Source organism: Pontimicrobium sp. MEBiC06410, assembly GCF_053601615.1.
On sequence record NZ_JBSHNT010000133.1, the window covers coordinates 12400 to 34206 of the forward strand.

26 protein-coding genes are annotated in these 21807 nt (G+C 30.6%); 10 read left to right on the forward strand and 16 right to left on the reverse strand.

What is annotated here, in order from left to right; translation table 11 throughout:
• Positions 1–342 precede the first annotated feature (342 nt).
• From ACVC08_RS02555 to ACVC08_RS02600, 10 genes are all read right to left on the reverse strand, one after another.
• On the reverse strand, positions 343–2508 hold the full coding sequence (locus ACVC08_RS02555) for a DUF5916 domain-containing protein (protein ID WP_452600887.1): 2166 nt from the start codon (positions 2506–2508) through the stop codon (positions 343–345).
• 2 nt (positions 2509–2510) lie between these two features.
• Positions 2511–2948, reverse strand: a complete 438-nt coding sequence (locus ACVC08_RS02560) for a nuclear transport factor 2 family protein (RefSeq protein ID WP_452600888.1) — start codon at positions 2946–2948, stop codon at positions 2511–2513.
• Between the two features lie 119 nt (positions 2949–3067).
• Entirely contained in the window at positions 3068–4117 is a 1050-nt protein-coding gene (locus ACVC08_RS02565; RefSeq protein ID WP_452600889.1) for a helix-turn-helix domain-containing protein, read from the reverse strand.
• Positions 4118–4122: 5 nt separating this feature from the next.
• Complete coding sequence (locus ACVC08_RS02570; RefSeq protein WP_452596986.1) at positions 4123–4563, reverse strand: LexA family protein; 441 nt, start codon at positions 4561–4563, stop codon at positions 4123–4125.
• Positions 4560–5819: a Y-family DNA polymerase gene (locus ACVC08_RS02575; RefSeq protein WP_452600890.1), complete on the reverse strand. Its 1260-nt coding sequence runs from the start codon at positions 5817–5819 to the stop codon at positions 4560–4562. The genes ACVC08_RS02570 and ACVC08_RS02575 overlap by 4 nt, the downstream gene beginning before the upstream one ends.
• Positions 5820–5850: 31 nt before the next feature.
• Positions 5851–6408, reverse strand: coding sequence for an N-acetyltransferase family protein (locus tag ACVC08_RS02580; protein ID WP_452600891.1), 558 nt, complete (start codon positions 6406–6408; stop codon positions 5851–5853).
• A complete protein-coding gene (locus ACVC08_RS02585) occupies positions 6395–6601 on the reverse strand; it encodes a helix-turn-helix domain-containing protein (protein ID WP_452596983.1) in 207 nt (68 codons plus the stop codon). The genes ACVC08_RS02580 and ACVC08_RS02585 overlap by 14 nt, the downstream gene beginning before the upstream one ends.
• A 3-nt stretch (positions 6602–6604) precedes the next feature.
• Positions 6605–7123, reverse strand: coding sequence for a DUF2975 domain-containing protein (locus tag ACVC08_RS02590; RefSeq protein ID WP_452596982.1), 519 nt, complete (start codon positions 7121–7123; stop codon positions 6605–6607).
• 2 nt (positions 7124–7125) lie between these two features.
• Entirely contained in the window at positions 7126–7647 is a 522-nt protein-coding gene (locus ACVC08_RS02595) for a DUF2975 domain-containing protein (RefSeq protein WP_452596981.1), read from the reverse strand.
• A 2-nt stretch (positions 7648–7649) separates the two neighbouring features.
• On the reverse strand, positions 7650–8168 hold the full coding sequence (locus ACVC08_RS02600) for a DUF2975 domain-containing protein (RefSeq protein WP_452596980.1): 519 nt from the start codon (positions 8166–8168) through the stop codon (positions 7650–7652).
• 145 nt (positions 8169–8313) lie between these two features.
• Between ACVC08_RS02600 and ACVC08_RS02605 the strand changes: the two genes are divergently transcribed.
• From ACVC08_RS02605 to bioA, 6 genes are all read left to right on the forward strand, one after another.
• Entirely contained in the window at positions 8314–8871 is a 558-nt protein-coding gene (locus ACVC08_RS02605) for a hypothetical protein (RefSeq protein WP_452596979.1), read from the forward strand.
• Positions 8852–9712 (forward strand): DMT family transporter, encoded by an 861-nt coding sequence (locus ACVC08_RS02610; protein ID WP_452600892.1) that lies wholly within the window; start codon positions 8852–8854, stop codon positions 9710–9712. Before ACVC08_RS02605 ends, ACVC08_RS02610 begins: the two co-directional genes overlap by 20 nt.
• 18 nt (positions 9713–9730) lie before the next feature.
• On the forward strand, positions 9731–10882 hold the full coding sequence (locus ACVC08_RS02615; RefSeq protein ID WP_452600893.1) for an aminotransferase class I/II-fold pyridoxal phosphate-dependent enzyme: 1152 nt from the start codon (positions 9731–9733) through the stop codon (positions 10880–10882).
• A gap of 15 nt (positions 10883–10897) precedes the next feature.
• Positions 10898–11275 (forward strand): DUF2007 domain-containing protein, encoded by a 378-nt coding sequence (locus ACVC08_RS02620; protein ID WP_452600894.1) that lies wholly within the window; start codon positions 10898–10900, stop codon positions 11273–11275.
• Positions 11276–11911, forward strand: a complete 636-nt coding sequence (gene bioD / locus ACVC08_RS02625; protein ID WP_452600895.1) for a dethiobiotin synthase — start codon at positions 11276–11278, stop codon at positions 11909–11911.
• Positions 11912–12091: 180 nt separating this feature from the next.
• Positions 12092–13357, forward strand: coding sequence for an adenosylmethionine--8-amino-7-oxononanoate transaminase (gene bioA / locus ACVC08_RS02630; protein ID WP_452600896.1), 1266 nt, complete (start codon positions 12092–12094; stop codon positions 13355–13357).
• 85 nt (positions 13358–13442) lie between these two features.
• On the opposite strand, the gene ACVC08_RS02635 is transcribed toward bioA, so the two are convergent.
• The gene (locus ACVC08_RS02635) at positions 13443–14192 is read right to left on the reverse strand and encodes a T9SS type A sorting domain-containing protein (protein ID WP_452600897.1); all 750 of its coding nucleotides are present in this window, start codon (positions 14190–14192) and stop codon (positions 13443–13445) included.
• A 282-nt stretch (positions 14193–14474) separates the two neighbouring features.
• Between ACVC08_RS02635 and ACVC08_RS02640 the strand changes: the two genes are divergently transcribed.
• The 3 genes from ACVC08_RS02640 to ACVC08_RS02650 all read left to right on the forward strand — a co-directional run bounded on the left by ACVC08_RS02640 (position 14475) and on the right by ACVC08_RS02650 (position 16718).
• Positions 14475–15062 (forward strand): 2OG-Fe(II) oxygenase, encoded by a 588-nt coding sequence (locus ACVC08_RS02640; RefSeq protein ID WP_452600898.1) that lies wholly within the window; start codon positions 14475–14477, stop codon positions 15060–15062.
• A gap of 139 nt (positions 15063–15201) precedes the next feature.
• A complete protein-coding gene (locus tag ACVC08_RS02645; RefSeq protein ID WP_452600899.1) occupies positions 15202–16191 on the forward strand; it encodes a hypothetical protein in 990 nt (329 codons plus the stop codon).
• 74 nt (positions 16192–16265) lie between these two features.
• Positions 16266–16718, forward strand: a complete 453-nt coding sequence (locus ACVC08_RS02650) for a hypothetical protein (protein ID WP_452600900.1) — start codon at positions 16266–16268, stop codon at positions 16716–16718.
• Between the two features lie 262 nt (positions 16719–16980).
• Here the strand turns inward: ACVC08_RS02650 and ACVC08_RS02655 are convergent, their stop codons facing one another.
• From ACVC08_RS02655 to ACVC08_RS02675, 5 genes are all read right to left on the reverse strand, one after another.
• A complete protein-coding gene (locus ACVC08_RS02655) occupies positions 16981–17790 on the reverse strand; it encodes a metallophosphoesterase (RefSeq protein ID WP_452600901.1) in 810 nt (269 codons plus the stop codon).
• A 21-nt stretch (positions 17791–17811) separates the two neighbouring features.
• Positions 17812–18354: a hypothetical protein gene (locus ACVC08_RS02660; RefSeq protein ID WP_452600902.1), complete on the reverse strand. Its 543-nt coding sequence runs from the start codon at positions 18352–18354 to the stop codon at positions 17812–17814.
• A 35-nt stretch (positions 18355–18389) separates the two neighbouring features.
• Positions 18390–19118, reverse strand: a complete 729-nt coding sequence (locus tag ACVC08_RS02665; protein WP_452597599.1) for a hypothetical protein — start codon at positions 19116–19118, stop codon at positions 18390–18392.
• Between the two features lie 45 nt (positions 19119–19163).
• Positions 19164–19610 carry a cytochrome c oxidase assembly factor Coa1 family protein gene (locus ACVC08_RS02670; protein ID WP_452597600.1) on the reverse strand — a complete coding sequence of 149 codons (447 nt, stop codon included), beginning with the start codon at positions 19608–19610 and terminating at the stop codon, positions 19164–19166.
• Between the two features lie 100 nt (positions 19611–19710).
• On the reverse strand, positions 19711–20340 hold the full coding sequence (locus ACVC08_RS02675; RefSeq protein WP_452597601.1) for a hypothetical protein: 630 nt from the start codon (positions 20338–20340) through the stop codon (positions 19711–19713).
• Positions 20341–20566: 226 nt separating this feature from the next.
• Here ACVC08_RS02675 and ACVC08_RS02680 point away from each other — a divergent pair, with 226 nt between their 5' ends.
• Complete coding sequence (locus ACVC08_RS02680; protein ID WP_452600903.1) at positions 20567–21706, forward strand: beta-ketoacyl synthase N-terminal-like domain-containing protein; 1140 nt, start codon at positions 20567–20569, stop codon at positions 21704–21706.
• Positions 21707–21807 lie beyond the last annotated feature (101 nt).

The following is a 21807-nucleotide window of genomic DNA, read 5'->3' on the forward strand; positions in this document are numbered from 1 at the left end:
AAAATAGAAATCTTTGTTTAGAGATAAAATATAAAAAAGCTATACGTCACTACTTTAATTATAATTTTAGTACTCTAAACTAAAAAGAATACTCTTTAAATTCAATTTCCTTTCCTTTAAAAAAAGTATAGAAGTGAATTCCAAAAACAACTCTAATACTTTTTTAGGTGTAACGAAATTAAATAAAAAAATTTAAGCTAATTGTAATTTAACCTATGTTTTTGCGTCTTTTATCGAAAAACTATAAAAACACTCAACTTGTTTATTTTAACGTTATTTATAGGTTAAATTTTAAAAATTGTGTTAAAAAAAATGCGAAGCATAGCTTCGCACTTTTGGGCTTTATAGGTCTAATCTATAATTTATTTTAAAGGCTAGTCCCCAATTTGTTCTATTAAATGAATTTGTTTTGTTGTAATTATCGCTTAATACTAAATAAATATATGATAACGGTTTATACTCCCATTGTAAGCGACTATTTACATTAAAATTATTTCGTTGGGTGTTGTGTTGTAAATAAGTAGTCCAATTTAATCTGTTATTAAAAAAGACTTCTCCTGTAAAGCGCATTAAATGAAAGGTTTGTTTGCCTAATTCTTTTAAATCTATTCTATTAATATCGTAACTGGCTTCTAAATTGGCAAATGGTAGTAATTGATAATTTAAATATATTCCTCCAGATGTTCTTTTTCCACTAAAATATTGTCCTTTTTGAATATTAAAACGATACCTTAATTTTTGGTTGTTTGCAGAATTATAACCTACTTTTAAAAGTCCATAATTATACTTCCTTGGTTGTAATGCATTACCATTTCTTAAGGGGTCGAATCCATATTTTAAATCGACATAATCGTAGGTAAACACATAATATAACGCTGATAAATCTTTAAAAAATATGGCAGAATTTAAAAAGTGCGCTGTTTGGTTTAATTTGCCTTGCTCATCGAAATAAGTATTGTTTCTATAGTTTAAAATTCTAAAGGAATTTAAAGTATTAGAGGTTTCATAAAATTTTTGATACTCGATACCTGTATTTACTTCTGTATACCCCTCTCTAACCGTTACATTATTTATAGCATCGTAATTATATAATCTAGGTGTAAACCCAATGTCTGTAATAAAATTACGTCCAATGGTTTTAACCCCTGCGTTCCATTCGAATCCTCTTTTATTAAACCAAATTCCTGCATTATAAAATGTATTTTTATTAGATATTCCGTCGTTAAAACTCTTCCCAAAATTAGCCAGACCTATCCATTTATTATTACTCGATTTGTAATTAAGGTTCAGTCCCGTAACACGATTATAATCATCTATAAAGTTAAAGGCATTGGTTTGTTGTCTGTTTATTAAATATCCTGTAGCTGTAATGCTTTTAGAGAGTTGTTGCTCTCCTACTATAACTCCATAGTTTTGAGATGCTATATCTTTATTTTTACTAGATTGTACATTTAAAATGCCTATTCGTGTTTTTGAGGCTAAATTTCCTGATAGTTTTAATCCGAACTGAATGTCTGAACTCGCACCTATTCGCCTTGAATAAAATGGATTAATTCCATTGACTCCTAGATTAGAAAACAAGTCTGAATTTTCTAAAAAGAAATTTCTTTGTTCTGGAAAAAAAACAGAAAACCGTGTTAAGTTCGTGACTTGTTGGTCTACATCTATTTGTGAAAAATCAGGGTTAACTGTAGCATCTAATTTTAAAGAAGACGTAAGGTTATATTGTACATCTAAACTGGGTTTGTATGTTGTTTCTTTAACATTATCGGTAACGTTATTTTGATAATTTGAGGTTAAAGAAGGGGTTACAGTAAACCGAGAGTTTGCTTTCTCTGGTAAATTTTCAACAATAAACTTCTCGGTAAACCTTAAATCGAGATTAGCATAGTTACGCTTTACATTTTTAAAAATTGTCCAAGAGTTATTTTTAATGTCTCTTACATAAAACTGCACACCAAAGACAGCATTATCCTTATTAAAGTTTAGCGCTTTTAAAGGGATTGCTATTTCATATTGTTTTTTGTTACCATTTAAAACTGCTTTGGCTTGCCATGTTGCATTCCAACTAAAGCTAAGGTTATAATTGCTATTGTTTCTACCAACCAACCCATCGGTTAGATTTCCTAAAGCATTAACTGCAAAAAAATAACCATTTTGTTCTTGGTTTTGGGTATCTAAAATTATTACAAAAGCATCGCTAAATGCTATAGAGACATCTCTTTTTAACGTACTTACTTGCGTTTTTGCTGTGGTGTCATTATAAACGGCTCTTATATATAAGTTTGTTTTGTTATGAAATAGTTTTACAGAGGTTTGGTTTTTGGCTAAGCCAATATCTGTTGGTAAATAATTGTAAAACCCTGTATATTCTGGTAATTGCTCCCAAACTGGCTCTTTAAAGTTCCCGTCTATTTCTACTGTAGCATCTACATATTTAATTGTAGCCGTTTGTGCTGTTATAGGTAATATATAACAACACATTATTAATACTAAAAAACGCTTCATAATTAGTTACTTGCAGCGTTATCTACTCGTGTTGCCGTTTTACTAATAATTTTCCAGCCGTTTTCAAATTTCTTCAATAAGAATAAATCTATATAAACCCATTGTCTTTCAGGCCCGGCAATTTCAACCTTCGCGGTTGCAATATCTTTCATCACTTCTATCGCTAATACTTTCGCTTCACGGCCATTAAATTTTCCTGTTTCTCCATTTTTAAAGAAACCTACATAGTCTTTTGGTGTTATTGATTTAAAACTACCGTCTCTAAGTGTTAAATATAATGTTGCATCTTCGGTAAAAGCACTTTCTAATAGGCCTAGCTTATTATAGGAACTACCTTCCATATATTTTTGTAAAGTCGTTTCAACTTTTACACATTCAGACTGTGCTTTTGTAAATTGAAAAGTGAATAGTAGGGCTAATAATAGCATGTAATTTTTCATGATGAATTTGTATTTAATGTATTTTAATTTCATTTAATACAAACATGAAAAAACAAGCTAAAATTAGCGTGTTAGCTTATAATTGAAGTGTCCGGAATTATAATTTTGGAGTTAATTTATTACGAATAGTGTTTTTTAAATTCTGATGGTGTTTGCCCAACAACTTTTTTAAAGGTGGCATAAAAATTTGATTTTGAAGAGAATCCTGCTTCAAATCCAATGGCTTCAAGCGTAAATTGATTGTTTTCTTTTATTAATTGCTTTGCTTCTTCAATACGTTGCTCATTTATAAACATTGCAAAGCTTTTTCCTAAGTTATCGTTTAAAAATTGAGATAATTTATGTGGTGTAATGTTAAGTACCGCTGCAATATCTTTTAATTTAACATCGGTATTTTTATAGAATTGTTGTTCTTGCATTACTTTTTGCAACTTCACTTTTAACTGCTCTGCTTCATTCGTTTCAATCTTTTTTAATGCATATTTTTCTGGAATATCTTGAAATACACTTTCTCTGTTATTTTTAAATAGTAAAAAAATTAATAAGGCATAAAACACAATAGAAAATGTCACTGTTCCTATTAAGTACAAATAAAAGTAACCGATTATATAGGCAGAATAAATTAATACATTTCCTACAAACACAGCAACTAACCAAAGCTCTGAAGTGGTGCATTTCTGCGTTTTATGCATTACTTTTTTAAAAATCGTTTTAAGCAATACTCCCGAGCCTAATATATAAAGCCCCCAAACAACATAAATTGAGTAAACAATATAGTTACTCCATGCTTCTGGATTAATTCGATAAGGTTTTACAATACCTATAGTTACAATTACAATTGTTGCTGTTGCAAAGTGTATTTTCCATGCACGCGGAATGACTTTAGTGTTTTCTATAGAAGATTTTATATAGTAAAATAATGCACTTCCTATTAAAAAACAGGCAGATAAACCTATTTGAAGCATTAGTAAATCTCGTGCTTCTCGTTCTGTAAAAATAGTATATACAGATTTACCTATTCGTATACTTAAAAACAGTAATAATAAGCCAAAAAAGAAATTTTGAACACGTTTTTGTTTACTAAAAAAAAGGAAATAGAAACTGGCTAAAAAACCATTAAAAACACCGATAGAACAAATAAAAAATACCAGCGGATTATTAAACGCCATGTGGTTTATACTTTTTTAATAACATTAGTAACAATACCCCATATTAAAAAGTTATTGTCTTCGGTAATTTTAATAATAGGGTAATTAGGATTTTCTGGTTGTAACCAAACCTCATCATTATCTACTCGCAGTCGTTTTACTGTAAATTCGCCATCTAAAAAACAAACTGCTATTTTATTATTTGCGGGCTCTAAACTTCTATCTATCACCAACAAATCGTTATCCTCTAGCCCAGCACCAATCATAGATTGTCCGCTAACTCTAGCATAAAAAGTAGCTTCTTTATTTTTTACTAGTTCTTCGTCTAGAGATAAACGTTGCTCTTTAAAATCGTCTGCTGGCGATGGGAAACCTGCAGAAATCCCGGTATCGAAAAACTGTGCAGCTGCATCGTCTACGGTTTCTGGTGTAAAGAAGGTTAAACTTCCTGATTTATGTACTATCATTTTACAACTATAATATCGTTAATATTAGTGGTATATCTTGGAGACAAGCGTTCTTGCCTCATTTTCCAGGTGCGTTTTAAATCTTGGTTCCCTAATTTAATTTTATAATCGCCATATTTAGTGTTTAAACTATCTATGGAGGCCATTAATGGTTTATGTTTCGGGTTTTCGTTATGAAACATATTTAATTGATAATTATCTGTAGGTACCAATCCTGTTACAATAACACCTGCTCGCTTGTATTTTATTCCTTCTTTAAATATAGACATTACTGCGCTAATAGCATAATTACTTATAATTAACGAGGAGTTTGTAGGGTATGTTAAATTAACACTAGTACTTTCCCTGTGTTGCTCAGCTCCTTTTTTATGTCTATCGCTACTTAACGAGACTATAATAACATAGCAACTAGAATCTTGTTTTCTAAGTTTCTCTGCGCAACTAGAGGCAAATGTAGAGATGCGTTCTTTTATATTATCTATATCCGAATAGGTATACTCAAAACTACGTGTAGTGGCAATCATTTTTCGGTCTTTATGCTCATCTAATTGTAGTGTAGGAACTCCTTCTAGGTCACGTTTTAAGCGCGATTCTATAACCGAAAAATTCTGTTTTACCCATGCATCAGGTAATTGCACAAAATCTAAAGCTGTTTTGCAGCCTTTTAACTTTAAACGTTTAGATAAGCGTCTACCAATACCCCAAACGTCTTCAATTTTAATCCATTTTAAGGCTTTTATTCGTTTTTCTTCAGAGTCTATAACATAGACGCCTTTAGTCTCTTTAGGAAATTTTCTTGCTATTTTATTAGCTATTTTAGATAGTGCTTTTGTTGGTGCTATACCTACGGAGGTTGGAATCCCTGTCCATTTTAAAACACGGGTTCTTATTTGTAAGCCATAATCATTATAATCGAAATCGGTTTTAAAGTTTCTAAACTCTACAAACGATTCGTCTATACTATAAAATTCTATATCTGGTGTAAATTGTTTTAATATGGACATAACACGACTACTCATATCTCCATACAAAGGATAGTTAGAGGATAGCACATGTATATTATTGGCTTTACAAAAGGCTTCCCATTTAAAAATAGGCGCGCCCATTGGTAAACCAACTGCTTTGGCTTCATCACTTCGTGAAATAACACAACCATCATTATTACTTAAAATAGCAACTGGTTTTCCTTGTAAGTTGGGGTTAAAAGCACGTTCACATGAAGCATAAAAATTATTACAATCTACAAGTGCAAACATAGACTGTAAAGATACGAGAAAATGATTTTGGTTACTTAATATTCAAAATAATTAATTCCCAAACTCTATTATTAGACTCATATTCCTTTAAAATTTCGAAACCAACTGCTTTGTGCGCATTAGATGATCTTATATTTTTAGCATCTACTTCTGTTATTATAGCATTAAAGTTACTTTTAAGTTCCTGAGCCATATAATTATATAAGCCTCTAAAAACACCTTGACCTCTCATGCTTTTATCTATACATATTTGCCCCATAACAATATAACTAAGCGTTTTATTTTGCTTTAATAATTCCTTATCTATTTCATTAAACATAGGGATTAATAATGGAATTTCTGTTTTAAAACTTTGCAACATAGACAAGGCATAACCTACAACTTTATCATCTTGTTTAGCAATACAATGTGCACAAGCAGTGTTCATTCTTTTTAAAATATCTAGGTCATGTTTTATAGATACAAAACCTTCTTTTACCTTGTCGCCATCTGTAAGTGATTCTGGTAAATTCTCCTGTTGGAGTGTTAAAATAGCGTTTAACTCTTTTTCTGTTTTTACTCTATGGTATGTAATATTAGTCTTCAACATATTCTAAAATATCACTTGGTTGGCAATCTAATGCTTTGCATATAGCTTCTAATGTAGAAAAACGAATTGCTTTTGCTTTACCAGATTTTAGTATAGACAAATTAGCTGTAGTTATCCCTATAATCTCCGCCAATTCTTTGCTTTTCATTTTACGTTTGGCAAGCATAACATCCAAATTTACAATTATGGCCATAGTTTATATTGTTAACTCATTTTCTTGTTTTAAACTTTTAGCGCGCTCTAAAATTTTACTAAATACTATTAAAAATAGGCCAATTATAGTAGAAAAATAAAGACTATATAAAAAGTCATTATTTAGTTTAAGGTTTGAAACAATATCCAATCCATTTTTAAATACATTAAAAATAACAACAATACTACCTACAATACTCGACATTAAAAGTATATTTCCCGATTTTTTAAACAAGTTAATTTTCTCATTGGTAAAACTTCCGTCTATAACTTTAAAATTTAAGATTTTTATAAGGTGATAAAAGCCAAAAAAGAATAAGCCTTTAGATATTATTTTTACAATCATTATTCCAACATCTATAGATGTTACGTTTTGATTAGAGCATACTCCTATATAAGACATATCATTCTCCATTATAGCAAATACGTTTTTAATTATTAATAAAAAATAACTTCCTAAAAAAACAAAAAACATAAGTTTAATTATCATTTTAAAAACCTCTATCTCTTTTAAATTTTTCATGGTTATATTGTTAGTTTATTTTCAGATTGTATCTCTATACCGCGTTTAAAAATAACAGCTACAATAAATAATAATCCTGCCATGAAAATAAACGCTTTGCTTCCCCAATTTATATCGAAACTGGCTCCTTTTTGTATTAATCTATCGCTATACGAATTCGCTATTATAGCAATAACACTTACCACAACAGCATAGTAACTAATTTTAGAAATTATATTGCCTACTACTACATCAAAAGGATTATCGAAATCAATATTTTTAAATAGTTTAATAACCAGATAAAACAAATACGCCTTTAAACTAGCTATTGTTATTAACAAGGAAACTATATAAATATAATACAGCTTAGAGTAAGCTTTAAGTTGAGATAAATCTAACCCCAGATATAAATTTCCTGCTGCTTCTGCATTTACAAATAAACTTATTATAAACGAAATGATAATAGCACCAACCTTAATGCAAAGCCCTATAAAAATAACCCAAGAAACTATTTTTAATAGCTCTAAAATTTGTTTTGTTTTCATAATTAAATTGTTAAATCATTTTCTTGTTTATACTGTCTTGCTTGAGTAAATATGTAACTAGTAAGCATAAAAAACATGCCTAAAATGATAAAAAACAAACCATGTACTTCTAATGTATCTACATGAAATGTTTTTAAACTAAATTTCATGCTTAATAATGCTGGAGTACCAGTTAAAGAGACAATCTGGATTATTATATAAGTAACACCAGTAATTACAAATGTTATTCCTGTTCTTTTTAAATTTTTTGTAACCTCCAAAGAAAAATAGTCTGTATTTAAAATCGCTTTCATAGCCTTGCGCAAGTATAAAACACCTACCATTAACAATACATTACTAATAATTAACAAAAGATGATTTACACCAAAATAACGAACAATATTTGGTCCATTTTTTAATCCATTCCATGTGTTTCCAGAAGAATAAAATAGTAAAGTATTTACTATCATTCCAGCTAATATTAATAGAAATACAATACTAAAAATATCTATTAATAACTTTAATCTCTTAGCAATTCTCATAATGAAAAAACTTAATTTATTATTGTTTAACAATAACAAACATAATAAAAAATTACTGAAAAACAATAATTTTTTATTGAAATAAGATAAATATATCTTTCAGTTAAATTAAAAAAGTAGTCTTACAATTATTTATATTTGACTAATGAAAGACACTAACATAATCGTTTCTGAAACTAATAGACCTTATTGGAAATTAGTCCTCGCGGCATTAGTATTTACCACTGTTATTTATTTAATTTTTGGAGATTATAAAAACTTTCAACTAGGCGAAGCATACCTAATACAGTTTGTAGAAAATAAACTGTTTGCTATTATAATGCTTACTGCTGCTGGTGTAATACTTAGTACTCACAAAAAAGTTTATATAGATATAAGCCAATCCCGATTTAAACCAACTACAGAAATTGGTTTTTTAAAATTTGGTCGCTGGCAAACAATCCGTAATTACGATTATATTTCTGTATTCTATAATAGAGTTACTAGAGATGGGGAGTGTTTTATAGTTAATCTTTGGTATGATACAAATCAATATTTCGAATTATATTCTAGAGATAATTTTGAAGATGCCGTATCTGTAGCTTTCGATTTATCCGAAGTACTAAATATAGATTTATTAGACGCCACTGTTCCAGACGATTTTAAATGGATAGACAAGGACGCTCTAAAAGCCAAACAATATAATGAAAAACCAACACCTTAGACAATTACTAGAACTAAGCCTAGCAACCGTATTTATAAGCACTTCTGGCGTATTAGGTAAGTTTATAGACATGCCGCCACCTCTAACGGTATGGTGGCGTGCGGCCTTAGCCATGCTTATTTTATTAGGTTATTGTAAATACAAAAAAATAAACATAAAACTAAATAAAAAAGACGCCCCAAGTTTTATACTAAGCGCATTGTTTTTAGGAGCTCATTGGGTTACCTATTTTTACGCCTTAAAACTATCTAACGTAGCACTAGGCATTTTATCGCTATACACCTTCCCAATAATAACGGCATTGTTAGAACCTTTGTTTTTTAAAACCAAACTAAACCCTATTCATATTATTTTAGGGCTGCTTGTATTATTAGGTATCTATATACTAGTTCCAGAATTAAACTACCAAAACACATACGTAAAAGGTATTCTTTTTGGTATACTATCGGCATTGCTTTATGCCTTACGAACCTTAATACTAAAAAGTCATGTTCCAAATTACAATGGCACTATGCTTATGTTTTACCAATTATTAATAGTTAGTATTGCGTTATTGCCTATTTTGTTTTACTACGGAAGTTCTAATATACACACACAATTTCCTTATGTTATTCTACTAGCATTATTAACTACAGCTATTGGGCATACCTTATTTATAAAAAGCTTAAAATACTTCTCGGTAAGTACCGCAAGTATTATTAGTAGTATGCAACCCATATATGCTATAATACTAGCCTATTTCTTTTTAAAAGAAATCCCAACTTGGAATACTTTTTTAGGCGGTTTATTAATTTTAGCAACAGTAGTTATTGAAAGTGTTAGGAGTAAAAAGAACACTTAGTAATTGTATATTTGTTATATGAAAAGTTTTCCTAAAAAACTACAGCAAAAACTAGACAACCGTAAAGCAAGTAATGCATTACGACAACTGGGTACACAAAAAGATTTGGTAGATTTCTCATCTAACGACTATTTAGGGTTTTCTGCAAACGAAGATTTGTTTAAACACACGCACCAGTATTTAACAGAAAACAACCTTACTAAAAACGGTGCTACAGGCTCACGCTTATTAACAGGAAATCACTTATTATACAAGATAGTAGAAACTCAATTATCTCAATACCATAATAGTGAAAATGCATTACTCTTTAATTCGGGTTACGATGCTAACCTAGGGTTCTTTTCTAGTGTACCACAACGCGGCGATATTATCTTTTACGACGAATATATTCATGCTTCCATTCGTGATGGTATTACTATGAGTACAGCTAGAAGTTATAAGTTTAAACATAATAATTTAAACAACTTAAAAACACTAGCACAGCGTCATTCTGAACTCGTTTCAGAGCCCTATCAAACTATTTACATTGTTACAGAATCTGTGTTTTCTATGGATGGAGATACGCCTAACTTGAAAGCGCTTGCCACCTTTTGTACAGAAAACAATTATCACTTAATAATAGACGAAGCACATGCACTTGGTGTATTTGGAACTAATGGCGTAGGCCTTGTTCAAGACTTAGCAATAGAGCAATTAGTATTTGCAAGAATTGTAACCTTTGGGAAAGCTATGGGATGCCATGGTGCAGCAGTTTTAGGAAGCACAGCTTTAAAAAACTACTTAATTAATTTTTCGCGCACTTTTATATACACTACAGGATTACCACCACACTCGGTAGCAACTATTAAAACAGCATATAAAGAGCTTTTACAAACAGATGCTATAGCACAATTAAAACATAACATTCATTTTTTTAATAGTGAAATAGAAAAAAACCAATTACAGCAAATATTTATAACAAGTAACTCGGCAATACAATGCTGCATTATTTCTGGTAATAACACTGTAAAAACAATTGCCAATACTATTCAACACAACGGATTTAGTGTTAAACCCGTACTATCGCCAACAGTGCCAAAAGGGCAAGAAAGACTTCGTTTCTGCTTGCATGCTTATAATTCTAAAAAAGAAATCTCCGAGGTTTTAAGCTTACTTAGTACCTTTGTTTAAAAATCATTTTTATCTATGGTAGATCATTATACAGTTTTAGCAACATTTCCGTATTCTACAGAAGCACATATAACAAAATCTAAATTAGAGGAAGAATACATACGTGTAATGTTGGCCGATGAAAAAACTATAGACTCAGACCCTTTAATAAGCCAAGCCATTGGAGGCGTTAAACTATTAGTCCATAATGACGATTTAAACAAAGCCATAACTATTTATAATAGAATTAGAGCTTACGAAAAAGATAAAGATGGAAATGCTATTGTATGCGAAAATTGCGAGTCTACCAAAATATTAATAGCAGAACCCTCAAGAAAAAATATTTTTTACATGTTATTTCCGTTTTTCGAAAAAACGAAATACCGCTGTAATGTATGTAATACCGTTTTTTAAATGAATACCTATTTTATAACAGGCATCTCTACCGAAGTTGGTAAAACAGTAGCTTCGGCTATTATAACAGAAGCCCTACAAGCCGATTATTGGAAACCTGTGCAAGCAGGAGAATTAGACCATTGCGATACTAAAAAAGTAAAACAATTAATCTCTAACACAAAATCGCAATTTCACGATAATGCATATGCATTAAATACACCAATGAGTCCACATGCAGCAGCAGATATAGATGGAATACATATTAAAACCAAAACAATAAAAGCGCCAAAAACTAAAAACACATTAGTTATTGAAGGCGCAGGTGGTATATTAGTGCCACTAAACGACACAGACACCATACTAGATATAATACAACCAAATTATAAAGTGATAGTAGTTTCTAGACATTATTTAGGAAGCATAAACCATACGCTTTTAACAGTAAACTTATTACAAGATAAAGGCTTTAACGTTGCCATTTTATTTAGCGGGGATGAGCATAAAACAACCGAGGCAATCATTAAAACCAAAACTAATGCGCCTATTTTAGGACGCATAGAAGAAGAACCATATTTTGATAAGAATATTGTTAAGGACTATGCAGAACAATTACGAGGCACTAAAGAGGCTCAACACTTTTTTGGATTAGATTAATTCTTTTTCTCATTGTTTTAAACCAACAACGTCACCCTAAACTTCTTTAACTTCGTTAATTAAAAACTAATCTTAAAAATAAGAGTACAGAATATTATAAGTATAAATTATAAATAACATTCTAAAAGCCGTTTTTACAACAACATTAAAATAGATTCCGTTTTTGCAGGAATAACAATTATGAGCATACAAGAAAGAGATAAAAAACATATCTGGCATCCATTAACGCAACATAAACTGCACCCAGAAGCCATAGCCATTACAAAAGCAAAAGGTTGTTTATTATTCGATGAAAATGGTAATGAGTATATAGATGCCATTGCCTCTTGGTACACCTGTATGTATGGCCACTGTAACGATTATATAAATAGCCGCGTAATTAAGCAAATGCAAATGTTAGACCAAGTAGTCTTTAGCGGATTTACACACGAGCCTGCCGTAAAACTATCTGAAGCCTTAATAGACATATTACCAGACAACCAAAATAAAATTTTCTTTAGCGATAATGGTTCTTCCTCTGTAGAAATAGGTATTAAAATGGCATTACAATACCATTTTAATAAAGGTGAAAAACGCAATACACTAATTGCTTTTGAAGGCGGTTTTCATGGTGACACCTTTGGCGCCATGAGTGTATCTAGCTTATCGGTATACAATGGCCCTTTTGAAGACTTTTTTCTAGACGTAAAACGTATACCTGTACCAAACGGAAACAATCATGATGCTATTTTAGAGCAATTACAAACCATAGTTAACCAAAACAAAGTTGCTGGTTTTGTTTACGAACCTTTAGTACAAGGTGCCGCAGCAATGAAAATGCATAACGCTCAAGGGTTAAACCAAATACTTCAATTTTGTAAAGCCAATACCATTATTACTGTTGCCGACGAGGTTATGACGGGCTTTGGTAAAACAGGTAAGCATTTTGCCTCTTTACACCTACAGGAGCAACCAGATGTTATGTGTTTAAGCAAGGCCTTAACTGCAGGGTTATTACCAATGGCAATAACCTCTTGCGCACAACATATTTATGATGCTTTTTATAGTAACGATATTGGTAAAGGGCTATTTCATGGGCACACCTACTCGGCCAATCCATTAGCCTGTACAGCAGCTTTAGCGGCTGTAGAGTTATTACAATCTAAAGCTATACAAGACAATATACAAATGGTTATAGCTGCGCATAAAACATTTAATGACCATATTAAAAACCATCCTAAAGTAAAATCAACACGGCAAACTGGTGTTATTTTCGCTTTAGATTTAAATATAAAAATGGAACGCTACGGTAATTTACGCGATAAACTATTTAATTATTTTATGGATAACGGCCTCTTTTTACGTCCATTAGGGAATACCATTTATATACAAGCACCTTATGTAATTACAGCAACGCAATTAGATAAAATATATGCCACTATTGAAGCAGCTTTAGAGATTGTTTAAATAAATAACTGTCTCATTTTTTTATAAAAAAAAGCCTTAATACAAGTAGGTATTAAGGCTTTTGTACAAACTAATAAAAAGTGAATTAATCCACTATGAGTTTTTTGGTAACACTCCCAACAGTAGTTTCAATCTTTACCATATATAATCCTTTAGGTAAAGTACTCGTATTTATTTGCTCTGTAGCACCAGTAATAGTTAATGCTACCTTTCCTAAAATATCATATATAACAACATTTTTAATTGTAGCATTCTTTTTAGTATTAATATTAAAAAAGCCATGAGCTGGATTAGGTACCAATGTTAAATTTTGCTCTAAAGTAAACTCTTCTACACTTAAAGTTTCTTCATAAAGCTGTACTTCGGCAATTTGTATAATACCTTCTATATCATCGCACTCCTGTATAAAGTTTATTCTGTAATAAGAGTACATATTACTATTAGTAAAATCAAAACTACGCGTTGTAAAACGATCCGAAATACACGGTATATTTATACTAGTAATCGTTGTAAAATCTGTTCCGTTATTAGAACCAGCTATTTCAACAATGGTAGGGTCTCTTAGTTCGGCATCGTTAGCTGTAGTTACCTCAATAGATTGAGCGAGTTTAGCAACACCTCCTAAGTTTACAATAAAACCAGAACCGTCTTCTTCATCAAAGTCTAAAAACTTGGTGTTTATATTACCATCTATAGCCAAATCTATAGTTTCGTTACTTGGGGAGTTAACTACTAAATAGGGAGTTACCGTCATGCTAGAATTAAAAACAGGAGTCTGGGCAAACAGCAATCCAGATAAAAATAATGCAAAAGTAAATAATGTAGTTTTTTTCATAAATGTTAATGTTTTATTTGTGATTGATTTTTCTGCGCTTTAACAAAACCCACATAAGTAGCTCTATGTTAAAACATTGAGTAAAAAAAAGAATATTAATTTAATATTATTTTATAATTGGGATACTCTAATATAAATTGGGGACGAATGGCTATTTCACCTCGATCTCACTGGTTTTAAGCATAAAAAAACACGTAATTATACCTGTTTTTTTTACCCCGTAACTTTACTAACTTTGGTTACATTAAATTTTAGCTCTAACCTTAAAACCAGATACGTTTTATGTCTGTATATTACCCTTTTGGATTACCAAACAATAACAACTTTGCCGAATTTGTGTATTACGAAGGGCTTTTACTACCACACGAGGTTAATAGAGTTCTAGAGTTTTGGGAAGAAGACAAAATAGAAAAAGCAACCGTTTCTGGAGACGAAAAATATAAAGACGATTTACGCAAAAGCTCTGTAATGTTTATAGATAAAACCAAAGCAAACGATTGGATATATCGTAAACTCGCAGAATTATCTGTAGTTACAAATAACCAACGCTATAATTATGATATTTTAGGTTTTCAGCAAGAACTACAATTAACGCGCTACTCTAAAGATGATTTTTTCGAGTGGCATTTAGATTTTGGTCCTGGTAGTATCTCGGTACGTAAACTAAGTGTTACCGTACAATTATCGGACCCAGACGAGTACGAAGGTGGCGATTTAGAGTTTATGATTAACCAAAACATAGTAAAAGCACCACGAAAAAAAGGTACTGTTATTATTTTCCCCTCTTTTATTTTACATCGTGTTACACCAATAACTAAAGGTACACGCCAATCTATTGTTGGTTGGGTTGCAGGGCCGCCATACCGTTAATAGTTTTCATGTAGGCTTACGGATTTCCGTAGAGAACTATAACAAAGGTTACTTAGGTTTGTTTTTTATACAAGAAAATAAACGCAATTAATTGCGTTTGTACAATAGTTGGCAACAATATGAAAAACATAAAAGAAATATGGCTACATTAAAAGGGGCAATGCGTTCATATGGAGCAGCAATCAGAAGAATGGAAAGAGAACAGCAAAGGCAGGCTCGTGAAGCAGCAAAAAGGTTCAAAGAACAACAAAAATTGGAAGAAATTGAAAATGCTAAACAGGCAGTTCTTGATTGGGAAAATTATGTCGATACAATTCAATCTGTTCACAAAAATTGTACAGAACCAATAGATTGGAAACAAATTGAAAATACGGAGAAACCTGTTGAGCCCATAAAAGAAAACACCAATGAACTTATAGCTAAAAATAAACTTGATAATTTTAAACCTTCTTTTTTTGATAAAATATTTGGTTCAACGCAAAAGAAAATCAACCGATTAAAAGAAAATTTAAGGAAGTCTAAGCAAAAAGATGAAAAACAATATGACTTAAAACATAAAGATTATTTAAGAGAATTAAGCAATTGGGAAGAACTTCAAAAAATTAACCAAGGGATTAAAAACAAAAAAGTGGAAGATTATAAAAATGCACTTGAGTATTTTAAGCCTTTCTCTGACATTGGAGAGTTAGGAGCACAAATAAGTTTCAATATCAACGATAACTTTATAGATATTGACTTACATGTTAATAGCTTAGAAGTTATACCTGATTACGAGTTAAAACAGACTGCATCGGGAAAACTTTCAAAAAAGAATATGGCTAAATCAAAGTTCAATGAATTATATCAAGATCATATTTGTAGTGCTTCGATTAGAGTAGCTAGAGAAGTGTTTGCATATTTACCTGTGGATTGCGCTAGAATAAATGCTGTATCAGAAATTGTGAATACAAAAACTGGACATTTAGAGAAACAGCCCATTCTATCTGTAATTTTCCCACCTCAAACAATTGATAAATTAAACTTAGAAACAATTGACCCTTCTGATAGTATGGAAAACTTTGTCCACAACATGAAATTTAGTAAAACAAAGGGGTTCTCGATAGTTGAAAAAGTAGAATTAAAAAAATAAAACGGTTGCCAACAATAGCTATATGCAAATGTTAAACCAAAAGTTTTATACTTATTTTAAAAGCCGAAACTTAAATGAAAAACTCGGAAAAATTGATATTTTGGATTTTAATATCTACAAGTGTAGTTCTGATTTTATTCGTCGGGCTTTTCATTTTTGTGATTAAAAAAAATGGAATCACGGAGTTTAACCAAAAATCAAGTGATTATAAGCCAATGGTTGTTAAAACCGAAAAGACAACGCCAGAATTTGAACATGGAAAAGAAATTTTCATATCAGACTGTAATGTTTGTCATAAAAGGCACTCTGTAATTAATCCCTTAAGTATGACTAAAGGAATAATGAACGAAATGGGAATTGATTACTTTAAAGAATTTATAACTAATCAAGATTCGTTAATAAATGTAAAAGATACTTATACGACTAAAATAAAAAACAATTACGGAAATTTAGCTAATAGCCATAACTTTAAATATTCTAACTCTGAATTAAATAATTTGATTGAATATATAAAAACGGAAAAATAAAAAACGATGTACAACAAGTATAAATAATTGTTACTTTGTACTTAAATAAAGGGAGCTACGTATTTTCTACATTAAATTACTTAAAAACAATCATTCCGCTTTTTTTAAAAGGTTTTTTTAAAATTTATTATTGTTAGCGGTTTGCTTCCTTTTTAAAAGGAAAAAATGAATATAATACGTGAAACAGTACTTGTTTTAACACATATTTTTGGAGATGATAAAATTAATGCTAAACGGCTAGAGCACTATTGCAGATGCGTAATTAAATATCTATTTCTACCATTTCTGCTCTTGCACCAAGCCTTATTGGTAAAATACTAGTACCTACCCCTTTAGAAATATACATTTTAGGTTCCTCCGCTTTATACCAACCTTTTAAATATTGCCCACTGCCTTTTGGTTTAAAAGGCACAAAACCTAAAAAAGTTATTTGGCCTCCATGAGTATGTCCTGCAAGGAGTAAATCTATAGTTAAATTTCCTTTTTCTTTTGCAATAACATCTCGGTGTTCTGGGCAATGCGATAATACTATAGTGGTTTCTGTTTGTACTACAGCTTCTGTAGCTTTTTTAAAGTTTGCGTTACCGCCAACGTAATCGTCTATACCTATTACCGTTATTTTTCTATTTCGTATTGAAAGGGTTCTATTTTCATTTATTAATAATTCGCAATTATTTTTATTGTAAATGTTATAAAGCATTTTTAAGTCGACACCTCCCCAATATTCCCAATTACCTGTTATAGCATATTTTTTTATAGACTTATCTATTAACTCCAAAAACGTATCGAGTGCCTTAATATTTTCGGTTTTGTCTACAGCGTCTCCAGTAATACAGATTAAATCGGGCTGTATTGTATTTATTTTCTTGGCTATAGATTTATGAAAATATCGTAATTGGTTAAAATGTAAATCAGAAATTTGAATGATTTTTATTTTGTTATTCTCTTGTTTTGAAATATCGAAATAATTCCAATCTATAACATATTTCTCAAACCAAAACGCATCTAAAAACAACACTCCTAAAGACGCTAATAGCCCACTTTTTATAAATTTTCTTCTAGTTATTTTCATTATAAAAAAGAAATATAGCGTTTAATCATCTAGTGCTTCTCTAATAATTCTATGCTTGTTTTTGCGTGCTTTTTTAACCTTATCAGATTTATCTTTAACTGCATATTCGTTTTTATCTGATGTAAACCACATATGGCTTTCTGTTAACCACGAACCTTGCTTAATCATGAGACCATTATATGGGCAATCTTTATAACCGCAATTGTGTTTTGAATACTCGCCAAAATTTCTATGTTTAATTTTCTTTTTTGAAAGTATTTTTTGTTGGTTTACCCTAATATCATCCCAAACTTTCATCTCATCTGCCTCTGTTAATTCTTGGCCTAGTGTTGTTAAATCGAAATAAGTTTTAGGGTCTTTTAATGGATAAAAATTAAATGTTTTTATAAACGTTTTATGGGTGTAGTCTCTTATTTCAATTCGGTCGTTTAAATCTAGTATTTTATTCTCGCAAATGGAGCGGTAATGTCCTAGAATATTAAAATCTGTGTATTTTTTATAATGATCTATATAGTAGAAATAGTCTTTTTTACTTAACTCATTAAATCGTTTTCCTATTGTCATGTTTACACTCTAAACTTATATATTCATTAAATTTACTACTCTCTTTTTTTAATTAGTTTAATATTATTTTCTACTGTCCTTACAACACTAAATTTTTTATCTCTTTTATCTACTGTTCTATCAATAAGCATTACACTGTCGTTAAGTATTTTTATTTTCCATAATAGTTCTGTGTCTTTATAATTATTTCTCAATTTCATTGCAATCAACTCTGAAGAGTTACTAACATTAATATAAGATTTAGAAATTTTATAATGGTAATTACTAAAAATAGAATCTTCTTTTATTTCGTAAAACGGAGGATATTGAAATTCACTTTCTAATGCCTCTAATGGCGGAGGTGGTGGAAGAGGCTTTATTATACTATCATTTAAAAATAAATCGTAATGTGCTTCTTCTACCCAAATACCTTTTAATAGTTCTCTATTAAATTTTGTTTCTCTTTTTTCTATAAGAATTTCATGATTTCTCTTACCCATAAAAAGACCTTTATAGCCATTTTTACTTTCTCCTGTTATAGCAATAATCTTATCTCCTAAAATTAGAAAATCGTTGTTTTTTAATTTTTCAACTTTCCAAGATAGAGCCTCTTTCTCATACATATAAGCAATACATATTGAGTCTTTAAACTCAATTATTAAAGTGTCTTTTTCTTCTTTAGAAATTAAATTATAAGTATTCCCCCGTAATTCATTTTCAAAATTACTCTTCTTACAACTAAAAAATAATAGTAGTACTATAAGTAAAGTTATAATCTTGTTCATTTTAAAATGAGGTTATAATTAATTCAAAAAAATACTACAAATATTCTATAATTCCAACGCTTCCTCTTCCTCTACAGCTTCATCCAACAGATTTATATTATTATCCTCATTATTTATATCTACATATAGTTTAGAGTAAGTCCATTCGTCATTTATTTTAGTACCCACCACGTAAATTACAGCACTATTTTCTGGTCCGCTAATTGGTATTGTCATTTCTACGCTTGTTTTACCGTTATTATAATTATAATGTGTGTTAGAGCCTACAAAACCATCTTCTATAGGTTCACCTAATGCTACTTTTACGGCATTGTTTTGTGTTGCCAAATTATAGGCATTAACATAAGGTTCAGACTCGCCTACTGCTTTTGTAACGCCCCAAATAGCACCTCCTATTATTACTATTACTAAAATAATTGAGACTAAACAGCCTCCTCCAAGAACCCAACCCCAATTACGACTAAACCAACTTTTTTGTCTTATTTCTTCCATTTAAAAAAACTTGTTATATTCCTATATTATAGGAATCTAATTTATACTTATAATATTCTGTACTCTTATTACTATTTCTATTGTTGTAAACACACATTAATTATATAATATCTGCATAATATAATACTTCTAAAAATAATTGTGCTTCTGCATTTTTTGCTTTGCCTGTTTTTAACTCTTTAATAATACCTGCAACTCTAATTTTTTCTTCTGGCAATTTAGCTTCTCGCTTTGCATGCGCTATAATAAAAGTTTCTGAAGAGGCCTCATCACGTAACTCATATACATCATACTGCTCTATTAGCGGCACCATGGTAAAGGTAGTAATACTTCCTGTAGCAATAGGAATCATGATAAAACCATTAAAATTGGTTTTAGATTTTGTTAGTTTAGGTATACCTGTAACTATGGCTCCAGAAGCTAAAATGCCTTCTATTTTTACTTGAGAGGCTAATAATTTTTGAGGCTTATAGTTTTTATAACTAGCTAGCATATTGTCTTCCATTTTAGCCAATACTCGCTGTTTAGCATTTTCATCTAATTGCGAAGTAGCCAATTCTAGAAATAGCACGGCACCTTGCTTATTATTTATTAGGCCTCCTGTTTTAGCTATTTCGGCTTGTGTAATAATACCATCGCCAGCTTTTGTAAAAATATTATAAAAACGTCCGCCATTATCTAAAGCCGTTACAGCTTCATTACTGGAAGTATAAGGTGTAACTTTTTTCATATTCATTTTTCCCATAAGAACAGGACTTTCTTTTAAAAGGTTAGTAAATAGCAACTATTTGGAAAATATAAATTGCTTGGTAAAATATTGGTAACCAAAAATTATTTTTTGTTACACATTACATCATAAATAAAATAAATTTCACTCTGTATTACAGAAATTAAATCGTATAATTTTCTAAGATAAAAAAAGGATAACTCGTACTTTTGCGTCAAAATTATTTTTTGTGCTACAACCAATCTCCATAACAGCAATAGCTTCGATTTCTACTTTAGGACTTTCGGCAGAACAGGTGTGGAATAGCTATAAAACCAAAGCACACCATATTACTTTAAAAAATGGTGCCTTAGTTTCGGAACTATCTAAAGATGCAAAAGCCGAAATTTTAAAACTAAAAACTTCAGATTTAAAATACAAAGCTTTAGACAATTCTGTTTTATTTGCTATTTATTCTGCTAGGCAAGCTATGCAACAAGCTGGCTGGAAGGCAGAAGATAATTTTGGTATTAATATAGGTTCTTCTCGTGGGGCTACACAATTATTTGAAAACTACTACAGCAGTTTTTTAAATAGAGATAAAGCAGAAACATTAAGTTCGCCAACCACAACATTAGGAAACATATCATCTTGGGTAGCGCACGATTTACAAACGCAAGGCCCAGAAATATCGCATTCTATTACATGCTCTACAGCATTACATGCACTCTTAAATGGTGTTGCTTGGTTACAAGCTGGGTTATGCAATACGTTTTTAGTTGGTGGTAGCGAAGCACCATTAACACCTTTTACTATTGCACAAATGCAAGCTTTAAAAATATATGCAAAAACAGAAACCAATTACCCTTGTATGGCTTTAGATTTAAATAAATCTAAAAATACAATGGTTCTTGGCGAAGGGGCAGCGATGGGTTGTTTAGAATTAGGTATAAAACCCAATGCTCTAGCAACAATTAATGGTATTGGTTATGCTACAGAAGTATTACAACACAATGTATCCTTATCTACTAATGGCGATTGTTTTATAAAGTCTATGTCTATGGCTTTAGGTAATTTAAGTCCAGACGACATAGATGTTATTGTAACCCATACGCCTGGTACTGTTAAAGGTGACCTTTCAGAAATTAATGCGATACAGACTATTTTTCGCAGTAAAATGCCTGCATTAACTACAAATAAATGGAAACTTGGACATACCTTAGGTGCTTCGGGTATGTTAAGTATTGAACTAGCTGTATTAATGCTACAACACCAAACCTTTATTTCCACACCTTATTTAGAAACTGAATCTCCTAAAAAATTACAACACATTTTAGTTAATGCTGTAGGTTTTGGAGGTAATGCGGTAAGTATTTTACTTTCTAAATAAATAACAGCATAACTTTATTTAAATATAACATACTATTTATAGTATAAAAGAGACTATCTATAGTATTAAGGGTAGTCTTTTTATTTAATATCTCTTCTCAC